Origin of the sequence: Paenibacillus sp. FSL H8-0034 (assembly GCF_038000305.1) — a bacterium.
Taxonomy (GTDB): Bacteria; Bacillota; Bacilli; order Paenibacillales; family NBRC-103111; genus Paenibacillus_S.
Window position 1 is genome coordinate 6,746,659 of the sequence record NZ_JBBOBS010000001.1, and the last position, 23,160, is coordinate 6,769,818.

Genomic DNA, 23,160 nt, shown 5'->3' on the forward strand with positions numbered 1-23,160 from the left:
TCGTATTCAGCTGTTAGCTGTAGATCGGAACCGGATTGTCATGTCTGGTGACGACATCCCGGTAAGTACCGGTCTGCACATCATGAATATGGCGCTCCTGCTTTCCTATATCTGTTCCATAAATGTGAACCGTAATCGCAATTTCATCAAAAGGATTGGAAACACCATGTATATCATAATCCGGCGGATACACGAATGTAATATCTCCTTTGTCCGCTTTCACCTCGGAAACCTCGCGAATCGAATAACGGGGCTCGGCTGATTCACCACGATCCTCACGCTTAAATCTTTTTTCGATTACCGATCCGCGGTACAAGCCTACCAGCCCCCAGACCAGATGGTCATGAACCGGAGCCGTCTGTCCGGCTCCCCAGATAAAGGCAATGACGGAGAACGCTTCGTTATCAGGCTTGTACAGTAAATACTGGGCATATTTATTTGGCAAAGGCTCTTGGTAAGCTGCCGGAATCAATTCTTCATAGGTTAGCAGCTTTTGCAGTAGGGGGCGGACACCCTCGATAATACTGCGATAATCCTGGTTGGACTCCAGTACGCTGCCGATCTCCTGCTCTAATTGCTTCCAATCATAGACGCTGCTCATGATCCATCCTCCATAATAATCATTTTGTTTGCTGTTATCGCTGGTTAAGCTTCTACAGTGCCAAACGTATTTCGCGCAAATTCAGGGTAAATCCGCTTCAGCTGCAAATTTACGACTCCTCGCAGCAGTTGAAGCTCTTCTGCAGTTGGCTCCGCTATTTCCAGAATCGGCACGCTAGTGATTCCAAGCTCAAATCCGGTTTGCGTCTGAACATGAAGGGGTTCGATACCCGGTGCCGTATGGGAAAGCTGCAATCTTCCGCCCTCTCGGGCTGATGGCCTCATAATACCAAGTGGAGTGAACACACCCTCCAATTGACTGTTCCGATTGACATAAGGCTCCGAGCTTGCAGACGAAGTGACAAAATCCAGCTTTTCAGGAAATCCCTTGGCGTTATGATCGGTTTTGAACAGGAATATGCGCTTGCACATAAAATAAACAACCGCTGATCCGGCACCTCCAGGCAGTCGAACCTTTGGAGCGCTGTAATTCCCGATGACATGGAGATTGATATTGCCATAGGCATCAATTTGTGCGCCGCTCAAAAAAAATACATCGATCCCGCCGCGCTGCATCAAATTGAAAAATTCGTGTGTGCCTTCAAAGGGCCAATCCGGCTGACCGAGAATGTAGACTGTTGCATTGGGGGCATGAAGCGCTTGGGCCAATAAAGCAGCAGCGGCAGGTACAGGAGAGTTATTCCCGACACCGATCTTCTCATGATCCTTTAATTCACGAGCCAGCATACAAATCAATAGCTCATCCTGCGTGTAGCAGCGTGTTTTCATCGGCTTACCTCCCGAAGGGATACAGCATTACGATCGTCTTCATGATGGTGTGGATCAAATATGTAACGCTTCACATATTCGGCAAAACCAGCTTCCGATCGAGACGCTTCCACATATGTGCGCACATGCTCACTGTCGATCTCATACCTGCCAGGGCAGCTGGTGGGGTATGCTCCATATGGGGCGTGCACTATCGCCGTTATAAATGCCGATGGAATTATCGAACCTTCGGCACGGCGCAGCTCCTCTGGCGATACGATTTCTTCAACGGAAACAATCGTCTGCCCAGACGCCTGGGCTAATATCCGGTTATTTTGCGAAGGATGGGCGATAACATTTCCTTCCGTATCCGCTGAATAGGCGTGAAACAATGCCGTATCTGGGCGGATCGCAGGAACAATAGCGATCTGCTCCTGCTCGTCATACGGATTGCTTATGATATGGAAATCAGGTCGAATACGCATATAATCCGTTCCGATCAATCCCCTTACTGGGATAAAAGGAATGCCCATCGCCCCCGCCTGTACAGCGGAAGCGAGCGAAGGACAGGCGTGCTCGAAGCCTGACAGGGAGCCGTCCTCGAATCGGCGGCGAAAATGCGGTGCGAAGCCGAATTCCCCCAGCGAAACCTGTGAAAATTCGAGGCTTCGTGCGATACCCGCTCCGATCAGCAAATCGGCATTAATTGCTGCCGCGCCAACGCAGATCACGGACAGGTCGTGCCTGCCAGCACGAATGAGCTCGCGGATCAGCGCCATGGGAGACATTTCCATATTGCCGCTTATCGCCAATGAACTACCATTTTTTACCAAATCAATGGCGGCTTGTATAGAAAATAATCGGGAGGTCATCCTCTACCCCTTCCTTGCTGCGATCTGTTGAATAGCTTGCGTACGTATAAAGCGCTAGCTGCGAAGCTCTTGTTAAGCACACCCACCAGCGAAATCATCTGCTGATTCGATCAACATTCAATGATTAAGTATGATTTACACCGGATAGTGGCAAGCTGCCCAATGCCCCTGTCCGACCGCCCTCAGCTCGGGCACCAACTCTTTGCAGCGCGCTGTCGCAGCCGGGCAGCGGGTATGAAACCGGCAGCCGGAAGGCGGGTTCGCCGGTGAAGGCATCTCACCCTCAAGCGGCACAAATACTCTTGTGCGGTTGGGGTCCGCAATTGGTATCGCTGACAGCAGCGCTTTCGTGTAATGATGGGCAGGCTGCTTGAATAACTCGTCCGTAGGCGCAATCTCGACAAGCTTGCCGAGATACATCACCCCAATCCGGTCGGAAATATGACGAACGATATTAAGTCCATGTGCAATGAACAAATAGGTCAGATTCAATCGTCCCTGCAGCTCCTGCATCAGATTGATCACCTGGGACTGAACAGAAACATCAAGCGCCGAAACCGCCTCGTCCGCCAAAATAAATTTCGGGTTAAGCGCAATTGCTCTCGCTATGCCGATTCGCTGGCGCTGCCCGCCGGAAAATTCATGCGGATGCCGGTCATACCAGCTTGGGCTTAGGCCCACGAGCTGCATTACTTCCTCAACCTTCTCCCTTTTGGCTGCGCCCTTTAACGAATCGTGCACCCACAGAGGTTCGCCGATAATATCACCAACCTTCCAACGTGGATTGATCGATCCGAAAGGGTCCTGGAACACGACCTGCATATCACGCCGTGTTTGCTTTAGCTCCTTGCCTCTCAGGCCAACCAGATCCTTGCCCTGAAACAGCACGCTGCCGCCAGTTGCCTTTTCCAGCTGGATCAAAACCCGGCCCAGCGTCGTTTTGCCGCAGCCGGACTCGCCGACAAGTCCAAACGTCTCTCCTTTATTAATTTGAAAGGAAACGTCATCCACAGCACGGATCGCTCCACGGTCCCGCTGAAACAATCCCCCGTTGATGGGAAAATATTTCTTGATCTGTTTGACCTCGAGCAGTGCTGGGGTATGCTCTCCAGAAGCTGCAAGCGCAGCGGCATTCCGATCCCTGCCTATGGCAAGCTCACCCTTAACGGTTGAATCCCAGAAAACCTCAGCCGCCATGTTATCCAATCTTTCGGCATGCCAGCAGGCAACCTCACGCCCGTTAACCTTCAAAAGTGGCGGCTCCTCCGCGAGGCAGCGATCCGTCGCGTAGGGGCAGCGGGGGTGAAACCGGCAGCCGGAGGGCAGCTCGGACAAGCTCGGAATCGAGCCGCGAATCGTATACAGTCGTGTATTCCGGTCGTTATCCATAGCGACAATCGACTGCAGCAGTCCCTGCGTATACGGATGGGACGGGCTTTCGAACAGCTGGTGAACGGAAGCCTGCTCCACGACCTTCCCGGCATACATGACCACAATTCGGTCCGCCATTTCGGCGGCAATCCCAAGGTCATGGGTGATCAGCAGGATGGACATATTGAATTCGTCCTTCAGCTCGCGCAGCAAATTCAGAATTTGCGCCTGAATGGTTACATCCAGAGCGGTTGTCGGCTCATCGGCAATCAGCAGCTCCGGTCCGCAGGCCAAAGCCATCGCAATCATGGCGCGCTGACGCATCCCGCCTGACAGCTCGTACGGATACTGCTTCATGCGGATTTCCGGCTCGGGAATTCCTACCCTGCGCAGCAGCTGAGTCGCTTTCTCCTCAGCCGCAGCCTTACTAATCGTCTCATGACGCAGGATCACCTCGATAATCTGAAAGCCGATACTGAATACAGGGTCAAGCGCAGTCATGGGCTCCTGAAAAATCATTGCGATTTTTTTGCCACGAAGCTCACTGATTTCTTTCTGTGACAGACCGACCAGACTGCGACCGTTAAACTCAATATTACCGCCGGATATTCGCCCGTTATCATAATCAATCAGACGCATAATCGATAAAGAGGTAATCGTTTTACCGCTTCCTGATTCTCCGACAAGGCAAACAATTTCTCCGCTGCCGATCTGCAGATCAACCTTGTTAATCGCATTCAGCGAGCCTTTGGATGTCTGAAAATCGACCGAGAGCTGATGAAGTTCAAGAAGCTGTTTCATGTGTTATGCCCTGCCTTTCTTCGGGTCCATCCGGTCACGAAGATCATCTCCAATCATGTTGACGACAACGACCAATATGGTAATAGCCAAGCCCGGAAAGGTAGCGATCCACCAGGCAACTGTCATATAGCTTCTTCCCTGTGAAAGCATGTAGCCCCAATCGGGAATTTCCTTGATGACGCCCAGTCCCAGAAAGCTTAGGCCGGTTCCGACCAGAATGGAGCTGCCTACGCCAATCGTCATCATAACGAGCAGAGGTGAAAAGCAGTTCGGTAAGATGTGCCGGAACATGATCTCCATATGAGACGTTCCAATCGACCGTGCCGCATCAATGAAGGGCCGATTACGAATCGTAATCACCTGGCTTCGCACGACTCTGGCTTTATTCGGAATGGAAGCGATACTGATGGCCAGGATCACATTAAAAAAACTCGGACCCAACACGACCGCAATCACGATCGCAAACAAAATACCCGGAATGGTCATCATCACATCATTGATACGCATGAATACCGAATCGACAACACCGCCGAAATAACCCGCAACCAGTCCTATGGCGGTGCCGATCAAACCGCCGATCAGAACGGAAATGACCCCGATCATCAGCGACTGCCGACTCCCATAAACGATCAGTGACCACACATCCCTGCCGAATTGATCGGTGCCCAGTATGTGCGAAAGGCTGGGCGCCTTCAATAATTCGTCCGTTAGCATGTCCGTAGGCGAATAAGGTGCAACCCACTGCGGGACAATCGCGAATATGACCAGCACAGCTAGAATGAATATGGAGAAACCAAGAAGCAGGTTGCTGAACGAAACCTTCCTGTATAAAGAAATCGGTGGCTGCTGCTTGATTCTATTCGGAGCCAGAGCTTCAGTCGTAACCGAATTCATAAGCATGTGATAACTCCTCCCTTATTTTCTGATTCCAAGCGTATCCCGTTCCTGTGCCGACTCCTTCGGCTAACTGCGTGATTTGCGCACTCGAGGGTCCACATAGGAATACGAAATATCAACCAGCAAATTGACGAGAATCGTAATGACTGCCGTAATCAATACAGCTGCCTGAATGACCGGTATGTCCTTCTGGTTGATGGCATCAACGACCATTTTACCTAAGCCTTGCCTGGAAAAGACGGTTTCTGTGACTACAGCACCAGATAGCATATTACCGACGATAATGCCAAGTATCGTCAGTGCAGGCAGCAGCGCATTTCGCAGCACATGCTGATAAAGAACAACCCTTTCAGAAAGTCCTTTGGCTCTGAGGGTGAGCACAAACTGTTCGCCGATAACCTCCAGCACACTGTTGCGAACCATACGGATCAGTGTCCCTGCACCTGAAATGCCTAATGCTATCGCCGGAAGAATCAACTGCTTAAAGCTACCGTTCCCAATCGCAGGCAATAATTGAAAATGCACCGAAAATATCAATATCAGCAAAATCGCTACCCAGAATGAGGGCATGGACACGCCAAGCAGGCTCACCAATCGAATCACATAATCCATGAAACGATTCTTATATACAGCAGACAGGATGCCCAGCACAACTCCAATTACGGCAGCGAACAGCGTGCTCAGCACAGCCAGCGACAACGTTGCCGGCATCTGCGCAATCAACCGGTTCAGCACCGGCTGGCTGTTGGCAAACGAGGTACCGAAATCTCCCTGGACACTGCTCCATATATAGGATAAATACTGCTGCCATAGCGGACGGTCCAGTCCCAGCTGCTGTCTCAAAAATTCGATACGGTCAGGTGCGGCATCGTCTCCGGCAAGCATCACCGCCGGGTCTCCCGGAAGCCAGTGGATGATCAGGAACACCAGTGTCAACGTTCCCAGAATGACGGGAATCGACACGAGTAACCTTCTTACAATATAACCTGCCATATCCGCTTCACCTTCACTTATTTATTTTTGAATCCATGCATCATAGAACACAGGCCATGCCGGGGAATCAAAGGTAATCCCTTGGACTTCCTTTACGGTTGCAAAAGAATACTGGAACACATAGGTTGGGATCGAGTAGACATTTTTAATGATGTGCTGCTGTACCTTTTTGTATATGTCTATCCGTTTGGCTGTATCATTTTCCAGCAAACCATCCTCCAGCAGTTGCTCCAACTGAGGGTCATTCGTTCTTGTTGAATTATTTTTACCGGACGGCCCCTTGGTCGAATACAGCTGCCGCAGCACATTCGGATCTCCTGAAAACTGGCTTCCGGCCAGCAAATCATAATCGTTCTTCAGACTGCGCTCCGAATACGTTCCTGACGGAAGCGAGATCAGCTTGAGCTCGATTCCTGCAAGCTTCAGCTGTTGGGTCAGGATCGATAGCAAATCCAATCGCTTCTCGCGATTGCCCTGCGTATCAAGGAATTCAATAATCAGCTTCTTGCCGTCTTTGACGCGATAGCCATCAGCACCTTTAATCCAGCCTAAGGATTCCAACGTTTCGTTGGCGCCTTTCAGGTCATACTTCCATGATTTCTCCAACGACGCATCATAACCGAAGGTTTGGGGCGACAGAGGGGACCATGCCTGCTTCGAGGTTCCCAGGTAAATCGTCTTGATGGCAGAATCCAGATCAAGCGCCGAGCGTACGGCCTCTCTCACCTTCAGATTGTTCCATGGCTCCCTCGTTTGGTTAAAATATAGCTGGTGATTCGCTTGAATCAATTCCGTTTCCAGGACGTTAAAATTTTTGTCAGCTTTCAAGGCGACCAGATTTTGCGGAGGAATGATGTCAGCCGCTTGTGCTTGCTTGCTTTGCAGAACGCTAACCCGAGTCGACTCTTCTTCCACATATTTGATAGTGATTTTGTCCAAATAAGCCGGACCTTGATGCTTGGCGTTCGCTGGACCCCAGTTATAATCCGGGTTTTTGACCAGCTCGACCTGCGAGCTTGGGGTAAGTAACGATAGCTTGAACGGTCCGGTGCCAACCGGATTTTGCGGATATTTGTCTCCAAATTTTTTAACGGCTGCCGGAGATACAAATCCTAGGTCGACTTTGGCGGCATTGACCAGAAACGGCGCGTACGGCGTAGCGAAATTAATTTTGGCCGTAAACTCATCGATCACATCGGTTGATACATAAGGTCCGATTTCATTAATGGATATCGACGCTTTTGTAGCAGGATCCTTGATGCGATCAAAATTAAACTTGACGGCCTCCGCATTAAACGGTGTGCCATCGTGAAACTTCACATCCTTGCGAAGCTTGAAGGTGTAGCTTTTCTTATCCTCCGAGATTTGCCACGATTCAGCCAGCCATGGTTGAATCGAGTGATCGGGCAGTTCCACTACCAGACTGTCATACAAAGACCTCATGACGCGTGTAGTCGGGGCAAAGCCAGCTTTATGTGCATCCAGGCTGTCATTGGACACCGTTCCTGCCAATGCCCATACGAGCTCGCCACCAGGTGTAACCTTCCCGGGCTCTGCCCCCGCCTGGCTGCCTTTGCCGGCATCCGAATTGCTGCAGGCCGATATCAGAATAGACATGCTAAGTATAAATGCGGTGAGCTGGAGTACCGATTTTTTCTGTTTTTTCATAAATTCCCTCCGGTATAAAGGCATTAGCCTATGGACTATCGTCTACACAGTGACTTTCTGTATACTGTTGCGGTTAACCGGAAATGACAAACCGAGATGGTTGCGCAGCGTGTCTCCATCGTAGTCATCGCGGAACAGTCCCCGTTCCTGCAGGATCGGCACGACCAGCTCTACAAAATCCTGTAGGCTGCTTGGAAGCGCAGAACCAATAATAAAGCCGTCTGCTGCGCCCTCCTCGAACCAGCGCTGCACCGTATCAGCTACCTTCTCCGGTGTGCCAACAAAGCTGCTTCTTGGCGTTGCGAACCGCAGTGCCGTCTGGCGAAGTGTCAGCTTCTCTTCCTTTGCGATTCGTTTAATCCGGTCCGTTGCGCTGCGGTAGCTGTTGCTGCCGAGATCGCCAAGCTCCGGAAAGGGTTCATCCAGCGGATACTGTGTGAAATCGTGGTAAGTGAATGGACGCCCAAGCTGTATCAACGCATCCTCCAGATTGACACGGCCGACAATTTCCTGAAACTTGCTTTCTGCTTCCTCCTGCGTCCGTCCAATAACCGGTCCTATGCCAGGAAACACAAGAATTTCCTCTGAGGCTCGACCAAATGCCGCAGCCCTCTGCTTGATATCCGCATAAAAAGCCTTCGCTTCTTCGATATTTTCATGACCTGTAAAAATCGCATCTGCGCTTTTGGCGGCTAAATCCCGTCCTGTGCTTGAACCCCCAGCCTGAAAAATAACCGGCTGCCCCTGCTTAGAGCGAGCAATGTTAAGCGGGCCCTTGACTGAGAAGAACTCGCCCTTATGGTTCAAGGTGTGCAGCTTGCTTTTATCAAAAAATTCGCCCGTTTCCTTATTGCGCACAAAAGCGTCATCTTCCCATGAATCCCACAAACCTCTGACGACCTCAAGATGCTCCTCTGCCCTTTTATAGCGAACCTCATGATCGAAATGCTCGGTTTTGCTGTAATTTTGGGCTGCGCCCTCCAGTCCGGTCGTAACCACGTTCCAACCAGCACGGCCATGACTGATATGGTCCAGTGAAGCGAACTGCCGGGCTACCGTAAATGGCTCTGTAAAGGAGGCAGTCAGCGTGCCCACCAATCCGATCTTTGAAGTCACAGCGCCAAGCGCCGATAACACCGTCAGTGGTTCAAGTCGATTCAGGTAGTGTGGTGCCGAGCCTTCGGTAATATAAGGACTATCGACAATAAACACGAAATCGAATTTGCCGGCTTCAGCCTTTTGCGCGATTTTCTTGAAATGCGCAAAGCTGACACTTTCATCTCCATTCAGATCAGGATGCTTCCAGCCATGCTTGGAAGTGCCTACACCAGTTATCGTTGCACCAAGTCTTATTTTTCTTGAATGAGCCATATGTGTACCTCCTAAAAGTTTTTATAGAAAGCTTGCAATCATGATTATGGGGTCACACTCACTTTACTGTAACGATTCACAGGAACCTGCAGACCCAAATGTCCGCGCAGGGTATCATGCTCGTATTCCGTGCGGAACAGCTCACGCTCCTGCAAAATGGGTATCACCAGCTCCACAAAGTCCTTCAAGGCACCTGTTGTCCCTGTCCCTACTATAAAACCATCCGCTGCCCCTTCCTCGAACCATTTCTGGATCGAATCCGCCACCTGCTCCGGTGTTCCGATAAATTCGCCTCTCGGAGTCGAGAACAGCAGCGCGGTCTGGCGCAGCGTCAGATTCTGCTCCTTGGCTGTTCTTTTGATCCGTTCAGAGCTGCCCTGCTGGCTGTTGGCACCGTGCTCTCCCAGATCAGGGAATGGCTCGTCGAGTGGATAAACTGAAAAATCATGATCGTTAAACGGGCGTCCGAGCGCTATTAATGCATTCTCTATCGTCACCAGATTGGCATAGGTCTGGTACTTTTGCTCTGCTTCCTCCCGGGTACGTCCGATAATCGGTCGTATGTTCGGAATAATCGAAATATCGTCAGCCGATCTTCCAAAGGCAATCGCACGTTTTTTCAGATCCTTATAATATTGCTGGGTTTCTTCGAAGGATTGATGGCCCGCGTATACGATATCTGCGTTTTTTGCTGCAAAATTTCTTCCGTCCTCCGAGGTTCCGGCCTGCAGAATCGGCGGTTGGCCCTGCTTCGATCTGGATATGTTAAGCGGACCCTTCACCGAGAAGAACTCGCCTTTATGATTCAAGGTATGCAGCTTGCTTTTATCAAAAAATTCGCCGGTTTCCTTATTCCGCACAAATGCGTCATCCTCCCACGAATCCCACAAGCCCTTCACAACCTCTAAATATTCCTCAGCAAGCCTGTAGCGGACATCATGATCCAGGTGCTTCTCTTTACTGTAGTTGCTGGCGCTTCCCTCCAGCCAGGAGGTCACAATATTCCAACCGGCCCGGCCGTGGCTGATATGATCCAACGAAGCAAACTGCCGAGCTACCGTAAACGGCTCACTGTAGCTGACCGTTAAGGTACCTACAACTCCGATTTTGTCCGTAACCGCAGCGAGTGCAGACAGGATCGTCAAGGGCTCGAAGCGATTCAGATAATGCGGACTGGAATTTTCCGTAATGTAGACACTATCGGCAACAAACAGAAAATCGAATTTGCCCGCTTCCGCCTGTTTGGCCTGCTGCTTGTAAAATTCAAAATTAATACTGCCGTCGCTGAACGCTTCGGGATGTCTCCAATCCCACCAGCTGGCGCCTGCTCCATGCAGCTGAGCACCCAATTTCAACTTTCTCTGATTCGCCATATAGATAACCTCCAGGTTGGATAGACTTTATGAACATCGACTATGTTAAACCGTTATGCCGGCTTTGGCCTTTGTATGGCGGTTAACCGGAACCTCAAGTCCCAGATTCCCGCGCAGCGTGTCCTGATCATATTCGGAGCGGTACAATCCACGTTCCTGCAAAATCGGCACGACCAGCTCAACAAAATCCTTCAAGCCGCCGGGAATAGCCGAGCTGACAATGAAACCGTCAGATGCTTCCTCCTCAATCCACTGCTGGATCGTATCCGCTACTTTTTCAGGCGTACCGACAAAGGTCGATCTTGGCGTTGCCAGCCTGAGCGCAACCTGACGCAGCGTCAAATTTCCTTCTTTGGCAATTCGTTTAATTTTTTGTGAGCCGCCCTGCTGGCTGTTGTTGCCCAGGTCACCCAAATCCGGGAATGGCTCATCCAGCGGATATACCGAGAAATCGTGATCGTTAAAGGGGCGTCCCAGTGAAATAATCGCATCTTCGATGTTAACAAGATTCAGCTTCTGCTGGAATTTGCGTTCCGCCTCTTCCTCCGTGCGACCGACAATAGGACCGATACCCGGTAAAATCGAAACATCATCCGCAGACCGTCCAAAAGCAACGACTCTACGTTTCAGATCCTTGTAGTATGCCTTGGCTTCTTCAATATTTTCGTGTCCCGCAAAAATGGCATCCGCCTTCTGGGCAGCAAAATTTCTTCCATCATCAGACGTTCCCGCCTGGAAAATAACCGGTTGTCCCTGCTTGGAGCGGGCAATATTGAGCGGACCCTTCACAGAGAAAAACTCTCCCTTGTGATTCAGCGTGTGCAGCTTGCTTTTATCAAAAAATTCGCCGGTTTCTTTGTTGCGAACGAACGCGTCATCCTCCCACGAATCCCACAAGCCCTGTACAACCTCCAAATGCTCTTTGGCCAGCCGATAGCGTGTTTCGTGAGAAGGATGCTCGGTTTTACTGTAATTATCCGCACTTCCCGACAGCCAGGAGGTGACGACATTCCAACCTGCCCTTCCATGGCTGATATGATCCAGAGAGGCGAACTGTCTGGCTACCGTGAACGGCTCGCTGTAGCTTGCGGTTAAGGTGGCAACCAGCCCGATGTGGTCTGTGACTGCCGCCAAAGCGGACAAAATCGTCAACGGTTCAAAACGATTGATATAATGCGGACTCGATTTTTCATTAATCGATACACTATCCGCAATAAAGGCAAAATCGAATTTGCCTGCCTCAGCAATCTGTGCCTGCTCCTTATAAAATCCGAAATTCACACTGGCGTCCGGAAGCGCATCGGGATGCCGCCAATCCGCCCATCCACCTCCGACTCCATGAATCATTGCACCCAGCTTTAATTTCTTGTGTTTTGTCATTTGAATACCTCCCAATTTTGTTTTACGTTAAATAATAACTATTCCGATTGAATTACTATTAATTAATACAAATCATACCTCATCCGCTTTTTATTGTAAAATCGAAATACATGATGCTTTTATTCACTTTTTATGAACTACAATAAAGCCTAAGCTAATATTCAAGTATTCCTGTTGGTTTAATTAAATATATTCTTTAGATATATATACATAACTATTTTGATTTTGTACAATTGAAAAAAAAGAACTATTCCATCACTTATTTTGAAGTATCGGCAAAGGAGAAAACCGACATGGACCTGCGTACCATTAAAACCTTTCAAACCATCGTCAAGCTGGGCAGCTTTCAACGAGCAGCAGATGAACTGCAGTATGGCCAGTCCACGATCACTATGCATATTCAAAAGCTGGAGATGGACCTTGGCGTCAAGCTGCTGGAACGCGGAAAAAAGCTTCGATTGACGGAAGCCGGGCGGTTGTTTCATGAAAAATCGGATTTGCTGCTCAAGGACTACGCTTTTCTGAGCAATACGATGAACGAGTTTATTAAGGGTGAGACCGGCGTGATCCGTTTCGGCGCGATGGAACCAACAGCCAGCTATCGGCTGCCGCAAATATTGGGTCCGTTCCTGCAGCAGTATCCCAAGGTACAGATCAGCATCCAGATCGGGAACACAACGGTTTTGAGCCAGATGCTCGCTGATGATGAAATCGATTTGGCTATTTGCACGACTCCCGAAAGCGGTCTTAGCAGCACCTTCGAGCCGTTGTTTATAGAGGAGCTTGGACTGCTCATACCCGAAAATCACAGCCTCGCCGGTAAGGAACATATCTATCTTCACGATCTTCAGAATGAAACCTTGTTAATCACGACCTCCGTCTGCCCCTATCGCAAAAAGCTGGAAAGCTGCCTGTTGGAAAAGGGGGGCAGTCCTTACAATGGGATGGAGATAGGGAATATGGCCGCGCTCAAGTATTATGTGCAGGCTAATTTTGGGGTTGCCGTCGTACCGCTGATTACCGTCCTTCCTCCACCTGCTGGAACCGTGCTTAAGAACATTCAGGATCTGGACTCAGGACTGGTAACGGGTATTCTAAGAAAGCAGGAGGGCTCGTTATTCAGCTCTGCTGTTGAGAAGCTGCTTGATGCGTTGAAGGTGGGGCTGTTGGCGGTTTAGGTAGCGCAGACAGATAAATATTATGTAGATAGGTAAAAAATGCAGCCTGTCTCTCGGGGAGACCGACTGCATTGTCAGCTTATTATTTACCAGCTTATATTCAAATCGTATGCAAAGCTTCCAGCAGATGATTAGCTGTTGGCTCGCAGCCGTCCTGCCTCGTGGGCCTCGACAATCCGATCCATCAGTTCATTCCAGGCTGTGTCCACGGTGCATTTCTCCGGGTGTCCTTCGAACCATTCTACAGTCCGTTTGATCCCCTCATGAAAAGGAACGGTTGCCACAAAGCCGGGAACGAAGCGTTTGATTTTACTGTTATCAAATACACTGCTCACTGCCTTATCACCCAGCAGACCACCGACACTATCAGGGGAGAACGCCGTTATAAATTCAGAGGAAATATTAGCAATATCCGGCTTAATTCCTGCTGCTGCCCCGATGGATCGAGTGATTTGATTCCAATCCAGCACCTCGTCGGAGGTGATATGGAAGGCATGTCCGATTGCTGTAGGATTGCCTAATAATCCAACAAAGCCTTTGGCAAAATCGGTGTTATGAGTCATCGTCCAAAGAGATGTTCCATCTCCGTGTACGACGATTTTTTTGCCTTTGCGCATCCGGTCCACCAGAGACCACGGATGGCTCCAGCTGTTCAGTGCGGATGGAATCATCGTATCCCCATATGTATAAGACGGACGTACAATTGTGATCGGGAAGCTCTCATTGCGATATGCATTCATCAGCAATTCCTCACAGGCAATTTTATCCCGAGAATACTGCCAGAATGGATTGGCAAGCGGTGTCGATTCCGTCACCAGGTACTGGGTAGCAGGCTTCTGATAGGCCGAGGCCGAGCTGATAAATATGTACTGGGATGTTTTGCCTTTGAACAGCTCTACATCTACCCGAACATGATCCGAAGTAAACGCAATCCAGTCTACGACGACATCGAACTCAAATGGCTTTAACGCCTCCGCCGTAGCTGCTGCATCCCGAATATCTGCCTTGATCACATGAGCACCATCCGGGACAAAATCATTCCGCTGCCCGCGGTTTAACAAGTATAAATCGAAACCTTTTTCCACGGTCAGCTTGGAAACTGCCTGGCTGATTAACCCCGTGCCTCCAATAAACAAAACTTTCATGTTCGTTTTCCCTCCTCAAAGCTTCCTTTAGGAAGCTTGCATCGTAAGCATTTGCTTGAGCTTCCATCTGGAAGCTTGCATCGTAAGCGTTTACTGAGCTTCCATCAGGAAGCTTTAACGTGTATGACTTTCAAAATAATAATAACATATGCAGGCCCACTTGAAGTAAAATAGTACTAAACCCATTTTATTATAAAGGATTGTAATGTCAAATTATTGAAAAACAGTGGGTGCTTGCGATGTGAGTTTTGCGGAAGCAAACTCCGCGGATGTTATGAAGTAGGTTTTCTGTCCTAAGTCGGTAAATGCTTATGAATGGTGTGCTCCACTCAAACGCTAAGGAGGAATCTAATATTATGCTGGTGTCAATGGCGTATCCAACGGTTTATATTCAGGAACCGAACATTTTACAATTGTCCGGGGAATGGTTGGGGAAATTCGGAAAGCGAATTCTGATCATTGCGGGTAAAACTGCTTGGCAGAAAGCGGGACCGCAGATTAAAGCAAGCCTGGAAATGAATGCGCTTCAATTTCACTTGTGCACCTTTAATGGTGAATGCACCTATGAGGAAACCGAGCGCATCATGGCGCTCATACCTGAGCATATGGATTTGATCGTTGCCGTTGGTGGCGGGCAGTGCATGGACACAGCCAAGGTTGTCGCTCACCGTACTGGCATTAAAATGGCAACCATAGCTACACTGGCCTCCACCTGCGCAGCTACGACTCCACTGTCCATTATGTACAAGCCCGGTCATGAGTATTTGGGGATGGAGTATTATGATTGGTGCCCTGTGCTGACGCTGGTAGATCCGCAAATTATCGCAGAGGCTCCTTATCGGTATTTGATTGCTGGAATCGGTGATACACTGGCGAAGTGGTACGAGGCCTACCCCATCAATGAAGGTAAATTTCAAAACGCCAAAACCCGTCTCGGTCTAAAAACAGCTGAGCTTGCACGGGATCTGCTGATGGAATTCAGCGAACAGGCGATTAGTGAAAGTAAACAAGGTCTCGCCGGTGACGCCATTCGGCAAATTATCGATACGAATATTTTACTGGCCGGACTTGTCGGAGGTATTGGCCACCATACATGCAGAGGCTCGGGAGCCCATGCTTTTCATAACGGAATGACGTGTATCGATGAAATTCACGGTACCTATCATGGTGAGCTGGTTGCCTTCGGCATTTTGTGTCAGCTGATGCTGGAGAACAAATCCGAGGAGCAAATTGTTGAGCTGATGCGTTTCTATCAGGTGATCGGTCTGCCCGTCAGTCTGTTTGATATGGGCTGTACCGAAGTGCGGGATCACGAAATAAGGTTGAGTGCCCAAAGAGCCTGTGATCTGAACGAAATTATTCATTATCTTCCCTTCCCGGTCCACCATGATAATGTGTATGCGGCGATTCAAGCTGCTCATGCGCTTGGTGAAAAGGTAAAGCTGGAGAGCAATTAGCAGACAAAAGCAGTCCCTCTACCGCAATTCGGTCTGGGACTGCTTTTGGTATATCCACAATCAAATATTTTTCTTAAAACTGCCTTTGCTTCTAAGGGATCAAGATCGCCTTTATACACGGATCACCCTTCTCCATCATCTCAAAACCTTCCCGCCATTGCTCAAGACCGAGCTGGTGCGTGACCACCCCGTCCGTAGGCAGCTTTCCGCTGCCAATCCATTCAATCACCGACTCATAGCAATATGGGCTTAGGTGGGCGCCGTAAATATTCAATTCCTTGGAGTCCCCTATAATGCTCCAATCGACTGTTACGAGATCCTTAAACACGCTAAACTCTACGAAGGTTCCCAGCTTGCGCACGATTTCCAGTCCCTGCTTGACGCTGGCCGGATGCCCTGTAGCCTCAATATAAATATCACAGCCATAGCCGTCCGTCATATTCATGATCATTTCTTTTACATTTTCTTTGGATGGATTGATCGTAATATCAGCGCCAAAAGCTTTCGCGAGCTCCAATCTATCATCCTTCATATCGAGTACAACGAGCTTTTTGGGGTTTCTCAGCTTAATTGCGCCTATCATGCCAAGTCCCAAGGTTCCTGTTCCTGCCAGCACCACAATATCTTCATTGCCGATATTCGCCCGATCGACGCAATGCTTGGAGCAGGCATACGGCTCTATAAGGACTGCCTTTTCAATCGGAATTTCCTTCGGAATCGTATAATTGATCGCTTCCTTCGGAAATTTCATATATTCAGCCATAGCGCCATTCACATGGGTTTGAAAGCCATAAATATCGTGCCTTTGGCACATCCAGTATTTGCCCGTATTACAATATCGGCAGTCCCAGCAGGGCACGATCTGCTCGGAAATGACCCGATCACCTACTTTAAAATCACCCTTCACACCCGGTCCCATACTTACGATATGGCCGACAAATTCATGGCCCGGTATCGCTGGAGTTTGAATATAAGGCGGATTGCCGTCACCACCCCAAATTTTGGGCGCACCCAAAAAGGTTTTGACATCGCTGGCACAAATGCCGCAGGCCTCTACCTTAATTAAAATCTCCCCTTCGCCCACTGTGGGCACATCAACCGTTTCAAGCCTGTAGTCACCTATTCCATAGACGACCAGAGCTTTCATTTTCTCAGGAATTTGAGTTTGTTCCAATTGTAGATCCTCCAGTCTGTATGGTGTCCTTTTGGCAATGTGTTCTAGCTTTACTTCATATTACACAAATAATAACTTAAATTAAAGTAAAGAAGACTTCAATTATGAAGTCTTCAATAATAAAATCGGGATCGGCAGACTGCTAACATCCCAGCATAAGGCACCTACAAGGGGATAGCTTATCCTGCATAGTTCGTGTAATCAGTTGCCTTTAGCTTCTACTGCAACCAATGCATTAGCTTGAATAGGACTTGTAGAACCCACAATTGAACCGTTACCCAATTGACCCATATCGTTGGATCCCCATGTGAGATAAGTGCCCTCACGGCTAAGCGCACTACTGCTCATATATCCAGCGGACAAAGAGCCTGCAGCTACTTGAGTCACCACTTTAACAGGGAGCAACCTTGCAGTTTTCGTACCATCACCCAGTTGGCCGTATGCATTATATCCCCAGGTCCATATGGTGCCGTCCGATCCCAAGGCCATACTATGTAGGCCACCGGCAGAAATTTGTGTTGCAGCGGCTAAGGCAGATACCTGAACAGGCTGTAAGCGAGAAATCACGGTGCCATCGCCCAGCTCACCTTCCCCATTATGTCCCCAGGTCCATACTGTGCCATCATTTTGCAGAGCGATACTATGATAAAGTCCGCCGGACACGGTTGTTATCCCGCTTAAGCCCGCTATCTTCACAGGTGCTAAGCGATTCTCAAGCGTTCCATCACCCAGCTGGCCAAATGCATTGAACCCCCATGCAAATGCAGTGCCATCGCTTGTAACAGCTAAACTATGAAAAGCGCCGCTCGAAATGGAAGTAATCGAGCTTAATCCAACTACTTGAACCGGTGTTAGTCGATCAACTATCGTACCATCACCAAGCTGACCATATGCGTTTAAGCCCCAAGCCCACACCGTTCCATCACTTTTCAAAGCCAACGAATGCTGCTGCCCCGCTTGTATCGCAATGACATTGCTAAGTCCCGGCACTAGAGTCGGTACCAGCTTCGGTTCGACCGTACCGTTACCTAATTGACCAACTTCATTATTTCCCCATGCCCATACCGTACCGTCCTGCTTTAAAGCAAGCGAGTGATTCTGGCCAACAGAAACGGAGCTTACAGAATCCAAATCTGTTACCTTTGATGGAATTAGGCTGTAAATAACCTTATCACTTCCTATGATTCCAAGCCTGTAGCCTCCCCATTCCCACACTGTGCCGTTATTGTTAACAGCTATAGTGTGAGAAGCGTTAAAGCTGCCCATCGAAATTTTTGGCGTTATTTGCAATTGAGCGTCAAGAAGGCTAAGTGTCACTTCATTACTTGCCGCTGATACATTTCCTGCCGCATCCTTCGCTTTGACCATAAAGCGATAAGTTGAACCCGTAGCCAACCCAGTAATAGTTGTTTCGAGTGTACCATAGGTCACATTTGCTACTGAAGATGCGCCCTTGTAAACCTCATAACCTGTGACAGCGATATTATCCGTTGCTGCAGTCCATGCCAGGCTCACGCTATCCGCTGTGCTTCCGGTCAATTTCAGGAACGGTACGCTTGGCGCCGCTGCATCGGTTGGTAACACCACTACAGGAACTACGCTTGGCGGGACAACGATTTCAAGCTGTGGCTCCTTCACCTGTGGGACAACATATACGTTCTGGTTAACAGCACCCGAATTGTAAGCAGCATACTGCACCGTTACCTCAGCGCGCTCTACTCTGTTGCCGGACTCAACCACAATACCCTCAGAGCTTAATGAGATATCCGGATTGCCAGGACTGCTTTGTACCTGATTGATTATTGCAATTGGATTGAGTATGAGAGCTGTCATCATAATAAAACTTATCAAAGGCTTATTTTTCATAAAGTATGCAACCCTCCCCATTATTTGGCATCCTTATCGGTTACCAAGCTTATTCCGGACAACGATTGGCGATAGTCTTTATCACCGCGTATCTGTCTAATCATCAATTAAACTGGTCATTCTCCGGCAATGTCAACTCCGGCACTTGCATATCCGGTTACTGTATTTATGAGAGTGAGTCCTGTGGCTGTTGCGGAATATACCAATATAAAACGGTCTCCAGCCGCTACGGGTATAGCTAAGCCCGTTGCATTCCCACTTGATACAGACCCTAAAGAAACTATTCCATCCACACTTGGAGATAATGTTACTACAGCTCCTGGTACCGGAGTAAATGTATTGTCAGCTGTGGGACCGGCTGATCTAAACAATTGAGCTTGGACAGTTATCGTTGTGCCTATAAGTGTTGTAGTATTAGTGTTACTAAAAAATGCAGAAATCGATGTGATTTTTCCCGCACGTGGAGTTATAAATGCATAATTAATATTTGGACCCGAACTCGAACCAGTAAGATCTATTGTGCCTCCAGTATTCTGAATTCCCGTTGCGGAAGATCCAAACCCTACCAAGCTTGTTGTGCCGACCAATCCACCCGCGATGGTTGTCATTGTGATCGGTGTACCAGACGCAAAGGGGATAATCGCACTTGCACCAGCTGCGCCTGTAGCTCCGGTTGGCCCCGTTACTCCTTGTATGCCTTGTGGCCCTTGTGGCCCGACCGGTCCGGCTGGTCCCACTGGTCCGACTGCTCCATCTGCTCCTGTAACTCCGATTGCTCCCGTAGCCCCTGTTACTCCTGTCGGCCCTGTTATCCCTTGTATGCCTTGTGGTCCATCTGCTCCATCTGCTCCTGTTGCACCCGTAACACCTGCCGCTGCTACCAGTGTATAGTCTGGAGATATTCCAGGCACTCCTGTCGGTGCTGCAACTTTCGAAACATAGGTGCTGCCATTATGTGCTACTACCTGAGTTGCGGTATAGGTAGGAGCTTCTGTTGGATCGAATGCCACTATTCCATTAAATCCAACCCCAGCTGATCCTGTGGCTCCTTGTATGCCTTGTGGTCCTTGTGGTCCTTGTGGCCCGACTGCTCCATCTGCTCCTGTTGCACCCGTCTGTCCATCCGCACCTCTCGAACCTATATTACCCGAGCTACCTTTATCGCCTTGTTCACCTTTATCGCCTTGTTCACCCTTTTCACCTTTTTCACCTTGTTGACCCACATCACCCTTATCGCCTTTACCTCCAGCCACTCCTAGAACTGGTGGCGTTACTGGCGCAGGAATGGCACTCTCAGTTGTTGCTTCAACAAAAAACGCATTACTTCCATTATGTACGATCGTTACCGCATGACCGACGGGAATTGTCGATACCGGTCCACTCTGACCGTAGACAATAGAGTCTGGATTCAACTGATATACGACTCTGGCTCCGGCGCTGTTCAGTACGGTGACACTAGTCCGAGTCATCTCAACAATATTCCCGCGGGTTATCCGATTGGTCTGGCTGTTAACAAATATTTCAGCATTGCTGAATATCGTCGCCAATTGGGCACGTGTTAGTGTCTGCTTTGGCTTAAATGTATGATCAGGAAATCCACTAATTATTTGATACTGTACCGCTGCATTCACGTAACCGACTGCCCAGCTTGATATATCGGAAGCATCACTGAATGATGTTGCCTTACTGGCCAGTGCTGTAGCCTCGTCAAATTTGCCCATAGCTCTAACGACAATCCTTGTTATCCATTCGCGGCTCGCGGTTTGGTTCCCCCAATCAATGCCTGCAGGCTGTGCTTCTTCACTTGCTACAAGCAGCCCTTTCTCTAGTGCAAGCTTAACCCAGTTCTGCGCCCAGGGATCGACTTTCAACGTGAGCTCAGCAGACTTAGGTGCAGCCTCCTCCAACCCGAGAAATCGAACCGCCATAATGGCTGCTTCCTGATGGCTGACCGGGCTATTCGGATTAAACTTGCCTGTTTCATATCCTTCAACTACGCCAAGCGCAGCTAGCTTTGATATGTATTTGTATGCCCATGAGGAGGAGTCCACATCTGAGAATGCAGCTGCTTCGGCCACCCCATATTTTAAGGAACCAAAGCTCGGAAACATCGCGGTAAACTGGCTGACTACCATTAATGCCATAACTGACTTTATAAACGTTGAATTTTTGTATTTCATTGATGATTACCTCCATTAATTTGAAATACTTTATTGAAATATTGCTTATTCGCCAGCACACTGCTGTCACTTGGCACGAATATGCCTGCCGAATCATTGTGAATACGCGCTAATTCTGGCTGTCCTAAACGATCGTAACAAACGCACAGCTGAAGGTGCGGCAGCCATGTCCAGCAAGCATGCACAATCATAGCATTCGGCTCGACCGGTTTGGGCGCCGTCAAAGCCTGCTTGTACCAATAAATGGCTTCTTCGTATCGTTCCTCCTTCATATGATATAATCCCAGCTTGCAGCAATGCTCGGCCCTTGGCAGCGAATACGCAAAGGCTTGGAGTGCTTTCGTCTTGGCTTCCTCTAGACGCCCCAGCTCCATCAAACTATCCGCTGTACGTCCACAAGCAGTAATTTTATCTTCAATCCAAACGTCAGAACGCTGCAGAAACTGTTCATAGGTGGCAATGGCTCGTTCCCATTGTCCGTTATCTGATAATTCATTAGCGAAATATAGCATATCACGTGTTGTGAAAACCTCGCCTGCCTGCAATCGCGCTTCGTAAATATTCAGGTTTCGGGTTGAATTCTTATGTTTTCTGTCATGTGTGATACAAATATCGGAGTATACAACATGCCCACTTACCTCCAAGTATTCATGAACCATCCCAATCCATCGAAAGCCTCTTTCCCGCTTTACTAAACGGTTTCTGCGCAGGCTAGTCGTCACATTGCCAGCATCATCAAAAGCAAGATTGTAGTGCATTGATACAGAATCCGTATTCCATTCCAGGTTGGACACAATAGCTTTAAATTTCTCAGCATCGGCTGGAAGAACGATATCGTCTGCATCCAGCCAAAGTACATATTCCTGAGTAGCCAAGCTAAATGCGTAGTTTCTTGCTTTGGCAAAGTCATCAACCCATTCAAAATCAACTATTCGGTCTGTGTATCGTGATGCGATTTCTTTTGTCTTGTCCGTTGAGCCAGTATCCACTATAACGATCTCATCTACAAAATCGCGAACACTTGCCAAACATCTATCCAATGTTTGTTCCTCATTTTTCACAATCATGCACAAGCTCACCGTGACCTGTCTTTTCCAATGGAGTAACGCTTCTGTAATATCGAATCCCCATTTGTTCCATGCAGCTGCTTTGTTGCGCTCAAGCTGCCGCCTATACCAATCGGGATCATTCGCCATTAGAGGGGGAGGTGCGATATAGCGAACAAAACAATCCTCGGCTATATACACGCTGTAACCAGCCTGGAGTACACGGTAACAAATATCATCATCCTCATACGTTTCCAGTTCGAATCGCTCGTCAAATCCCCCCAGTCGTTGAAATATATCACTGTTTATAATCAGAAGATGGCTGAGTAATCTCGTGACTTTTTGAGCTTGACCTGTTTTTGTGATTGCCAGCGCTTTGGAAGCGTTGTCCAGTTGCTCCATACTAACGCAATGAAATGGAGTTTTTTGCATACCACTGACATCATTGCACACAGGGCCTACCATTGCTGCATCCTCATGCCTGTCCAAACACGAGAAGAGTCTGTTCAACCAACCTTCCGATACCGCCATATGATCTCGAATGAACACCAATCGTTCTCCCGTAGCTGCTGCAGCACCTTGATTATAGCCTTTTGCCACACCTGCAAACTCCAGATTTGTGATCACCTTAATATCATTGGTCAACAACCGCTGGGCAATCTTGTTAGAAGCTCCATCATTTATGACAATCAATTCATAGGGAACTTCCGTATACAGCCGGATTCTAGACAGGCACTCTGCCAACAATTCTTCTTGCTGCGCCAACAAAATAATGCTAATCCTCATATATACGCCCCTTGAAGAGTTATGAATTATTTCCGATATCATTCTACATATTTAATACAAATCGACATGGTTCATTCAGATATCAAAAAATTATAGGGTATATTCTCATAAAATATACATTAACATATCGTACTGAAAGAATTATGAAAGAAAATGCCCCAGCAGCTAACGTAGTTGCCTTCCAATGAGAATCCTTGGCATGCGTCCATTGACAATTTTACAAAATTTGCAATT

At 48.5% G+C, this 23,160-nt stretch carries 17 protein-coding genes; 2 read left to right on the top strand and 15 right to left on the bottom strand.

The window, feature by feature from the left end; translation table 11 throughout:
- Window positions 1-13 precede the first annotated feature (13 nt).
- The 10 genes from NST47_RS30260 to NST47_RS30305 all read right to left on the bottom strand — a co-directional run bounded on the left by NST47_RS30260 (window position 14) and on the right by NST47_RS30305 (window position 12,094).
- Window positions 14-601, bottom strand: a complete 588-nt coding sequence (locus tag NST47_RS30260) for a cysteine dioxygenase family protein (RefSeq protein WP_341158451.1) — start codon at window positions 599-601, stop codon at window positions 14-16.
- A gap of 44 nt (window positions 602-645) precedes the next feature.
- On the bottom strand, window positions 646-1,389 hold the full coding sequence (locus tag NST47_RS30265) for a CoA-transferase (RefSeq protein WP_341158452.1): 744 nt from the start codon (window positions 1,387-1,389) through the stop codon (window positions 646-648).
- A complete protein-coding gene (locus NST47_RS30270) occupies window positions 1,386-2,240 on the bottom strand; it encodes a CoA transferase subunit A (RefSeq protein ID WP_341158453.1) in 855 nt (284 codons plus the stop codon). Before NST47_RS30270 ends, NST47_RS30265 begins: the two co-directional genes overlap by 4 nt.
- A 135-nt stretch (window positions 2,241-2,375) precedes the next feature.
- The gene (locus NST47_RS30275; protein WP_341158454.1) at window positions 2,376-4,412 is read right to left on the bottom strand and encodes an ABC transporter ATP-binding protein; all 2,037 of its coding nucleotides are present in this window, start codon (window positions 4,410-4,412) and stop codon (window positions 2,376-2,378) included.
- A gap of 3 nt (window positions 4,413-4,415) precedes the next feature.
- On the bottom strand, window positions 4,416-5,312 hold the full coding sequence (locus NST47_RS30280; RefSeq protein WP_262687312.1) for an ABC transporter permease: 897 nt from the start codon (window positions 5,310-5,312) through the stop codon (window positions 4,416-4,418).
- A 63-nt stretch (window positions 5,313-5,375) separates the two neighbouring features.
- Entirely contained in the window at window positions 5,376-6,302 is a 927-nt protein-coding gene (locus tag NST47_RS30285) for an ABC transporter permease (protein ID WP_076233057.1), read from the bottom strand.
- Window positions 6,303-6,323: 21 nt separating this feature from the next.
- Window positions 6,324-7,970: an ABC transporter substrate-binding protein gene (locus NST47_RS30290; protein ID WP_341158455.1), complete on the bottom strand. Its 1,647-nt coding sequence runs from the start codon at window positions 7,968-7,970 to the stop codon at window positions 6,324-6,326.
- Between the two features lie 42 nt (window positions 7,971-8,012).
- On the bottom strand, window positions 8,013-9,341 hold the full coding sequence (locus tag NST47_RS30295; protein WP_341158456.1) for an LLM class flavin-dependent oxidoreductase: 1,329 nt from the start codon (window positions 9,339-9,341) through the stop codon (window positions 8,013-8,015).
- A gap of 44 nt (window positions 9,342-9,385) precedes the next feature.
- On the bottom strand, window positions 9,386-10,714 hold the full coding sequence (locus NST47_RS30300) for an LLM class flavin-dependent oxidoreductase (RefSeq protein WP_341158457.1): 1,329 nt from the start codon (window positions 10,712-10,714) through the stop codon (window positions 9,386-9,388).
- Window positions 10,715-10,759: 45 nt separating this feature from the next.
- Window positions 10,760-12,094: an LLM class flavin-dependent oxidoreductase gene (locus tag NST47_RS30305; protein WP_341158458.1), complete on the bottom strand. Its 1,335-nt coding sequence runs from the start codon at window positions 12,092-12,094 to the stop codon at window positions 10,760-10,762.
- 293 nt (window positions 12,095-12,387) lie between these two features.
- Here NST47_RS30305 and NST47_RS30310 point away from each other — a divergent pair, with 293 nt between their 5' ends.
- A complete protein-coding gene (locus NST47_RS30310) occupies window positions 12,388-13,272 on the top strand; it encodes a LysR family transcriptional regulator (protein WP_341158459.1) in 885 nt (294 codons plus the stop codon).
- A 131-nt stretch (window positions 13,273-13,403) separates the two neighbouring features.
- Here NST47_RS30310 and NST47_RS30315 read toward each other — a convergent pair whose 3' ends face one another.
- Entirely contained in the window at window positions 13,404-14,417 is a 1,014-nt protein-coding gene (locus NST47_RS30315) for an SDR family oxidoreductase (protein ID WP_341158460.1), read from the bottom strand.
- Window positions 14,418-14,773: 356 nt separating this feature from the next.
- Here NST47_RS30315 and NST47_RS30320 point away from each other — a divergent pair, with 356 nt between their 5' ends.
- Complete coding sequence (locus tag NST47_RS30320) at window positions 14,774-15,874, top strand: iron-containing alcohol dehydrogenase family protein (RefSeq protein ID WP_341158461.1); 1,101 nt, start codon at window positions 14,774-14,776, stop codon at window positions 15,872-15,874.
- Window positions 15,875-15,965: 91 nt separating this feature from the next.
- On the opposite strand, the gene NST47_RS30325 is transcribed toward NST47_RS30320, so the two are convergent.
- The 4 genes from NST47_RS30325 to NST47_RS30340 form a co-directional block, all read right to left on the bottom strand.
- Window positions 15,966-17,021 carry an alcohol dehydrogenase catalytic domain-containing protein gene (locus NST47_RS30325; protein WP_341159790.1) on the bottom strand — a complete coding sequence of 352 codons (1,056 nt, stop codon included), beginning with the start codon at window positions 17,019-17,021 and terminating at the stop codon, window positions 15,966-15,968.
- A 228-nt stretch (window positions 17,022-17,249) separates the two neighbouring features.
- A complete protein-coding gene (locus NST47_RS30330; protein WP_341158462.1) occupies window positions 17,250-18,914 on the bottom strand; it encodes an RCC1 domain-containing protein in 1,665 nt (554 codons plus the stop codon).
- Between the two features lie 116 nt (window positions 18,915-19,030).
- A complete protein-coding gene (locus NST47_RS30335) occupies window positions 19,031-21,094 on the bottom strand; it encodes an exosporium glycoprotein BclB-related protein (protein ID WP_341158463.1) in 2,064 nt (687 codons plus the stop codon).
- Window positions 21,091-22,926, bottom strand: coding sequence for a glycosyltransferase (locus NST47_RS30340; protein ID WP_341158464.1), 1,836 nt, complete (start codon window positions 22,924-22,926; stop codon window positions 21,091-21,093). The genes NST47_RS30335 and NST47_RS30340 overlap by 4 nt, the downstream gene beginning before the upstream one ends.
- Window positions 22,927-23,160: the final 234 nt, after the last annotated feature.

Excerpts from the sequence above, each read along its gene's own strand:
- NST47_RS30300 (WP_341158457.1), bottom strand. The coding sequence starts at position 10,714 with ATGGCGAATCAGAGAAAGTTGAAATTGGGTGCTCAGCTGCATGGAGCA.
- NST47_RS30315 (WP_341158460.1), bottom strand. The coding sequence starts at position 14,417 with ATGAAAGTTTTGTTTATTGGAGGCACGGGGTTAATCAGCCAGGCAGTT.
- NST47_RS30295 (WP_341158456.1), bottom strand. The coding sequence starts at position 9,341 with ATGGCTCATTCAAGAAAAATAAGACTTGGTGCAACGATAACTGGTGTA.
- NST47_RS30285 (WP_076233057.1), bottom strand. The coding sequence starts at position 6,302 with ATGGCAGGTTATATTGTAAGAAGGTTACTCGTGTCGATTCCCGTCATT.
- NST47_RS30310 (WP_341158459.1), top strand. The coding sequence starts at position 12,388 with ATGGACCTGCGTACCATTAAAACCTTTCAAACCATCGTCAAGCTGGGC.
- NST47_RS30270 (WP_341158453.1), bottom strand. The coding sequence starts at position 2,240 with ATGACCTCCCGATTATTTTCTATACAAGCCGCCATTGATTTGGTAAAA.
- NST47_RS30275 (WP_341158454.1), bottom strand. The coding sequence starts at position 4,412 with ATGAAACAGCTTCTTGAACTTCATCAGCTCTCGGTCGATTTTCAGACA.
- NST47_RS30305 (WP_341158458.1), bottom strand. The coding sequence starts at position 12,094 with ATGACAAAACACAAGAAATTAAAGCTGGGTGCAATGATTCATGGAGTC.
- NST47_RS30320 (WP_341158461.1), top strand. The coding sequence starts at position 14,774 with ATGCTGGTGTCAATGGCGTATCCAACGGTTTATATTCAGGAACCGAAC.
- NST47_RS30340 (WP_341158464.1), bottom strand. The coding sequence starts at position 22,926 with ATGAGGATTAGCATTATTTTGTTGGCGCAGCAAGAAGAATTGTTGGCA.
- NST47_RS30325 (WP_341159790.1), bottom strand. The coding sequence starts at position 17,021 with ATGAAAGCTCTGGTCGTCTATGGAATAGGTGACTACAGGCTTGAAACG.
- NST47_RS30265 (WP_341158452.1), bottom strand. The coding sequence starts at position 1,389 with ATGAAAACACGCTGCTACACGCAGGATGAGCTATTGATTTGTATGCTG.
- NST47_RS30280 (WP_262687312.1), bottom strand. The coding sequence starts at position 5,312 with ATGCTTATGAATTCGGTTACGACTGAAGCTCTGGCTCCGAATAGAATC.
- NST47_RS30260 (WP_341158451.1), bottom strand. The coding sequence starts at position 601 with ATGAGCAGCGTCTATGATTGGAAGCAATTAGAGCAGGAGATCGGCAGC.
- NST47_RS30290 (WP_341158455.1), bottom strand. The coding sequence starts at position 7,970 with ATGAAAAAACAGAAAAAATCGGTACTCCAGCTCACCGCATTTATACTT.
- NST47_RS30330 (WP_341158462.1), bottom strand. The coding sequence starts at position 18,914 with ATGAAAAATAAGCCTTTGATAAGTTTTATTATGATGACAGCTCTCATA.
- NST47_RS30335 (WP_341158463.1), bottom strand. The coding sequence starts at position 21,094 with ATGAAATACAAAAATTCAACGTTTATAAAGTCAGTTATGGCATTAATG.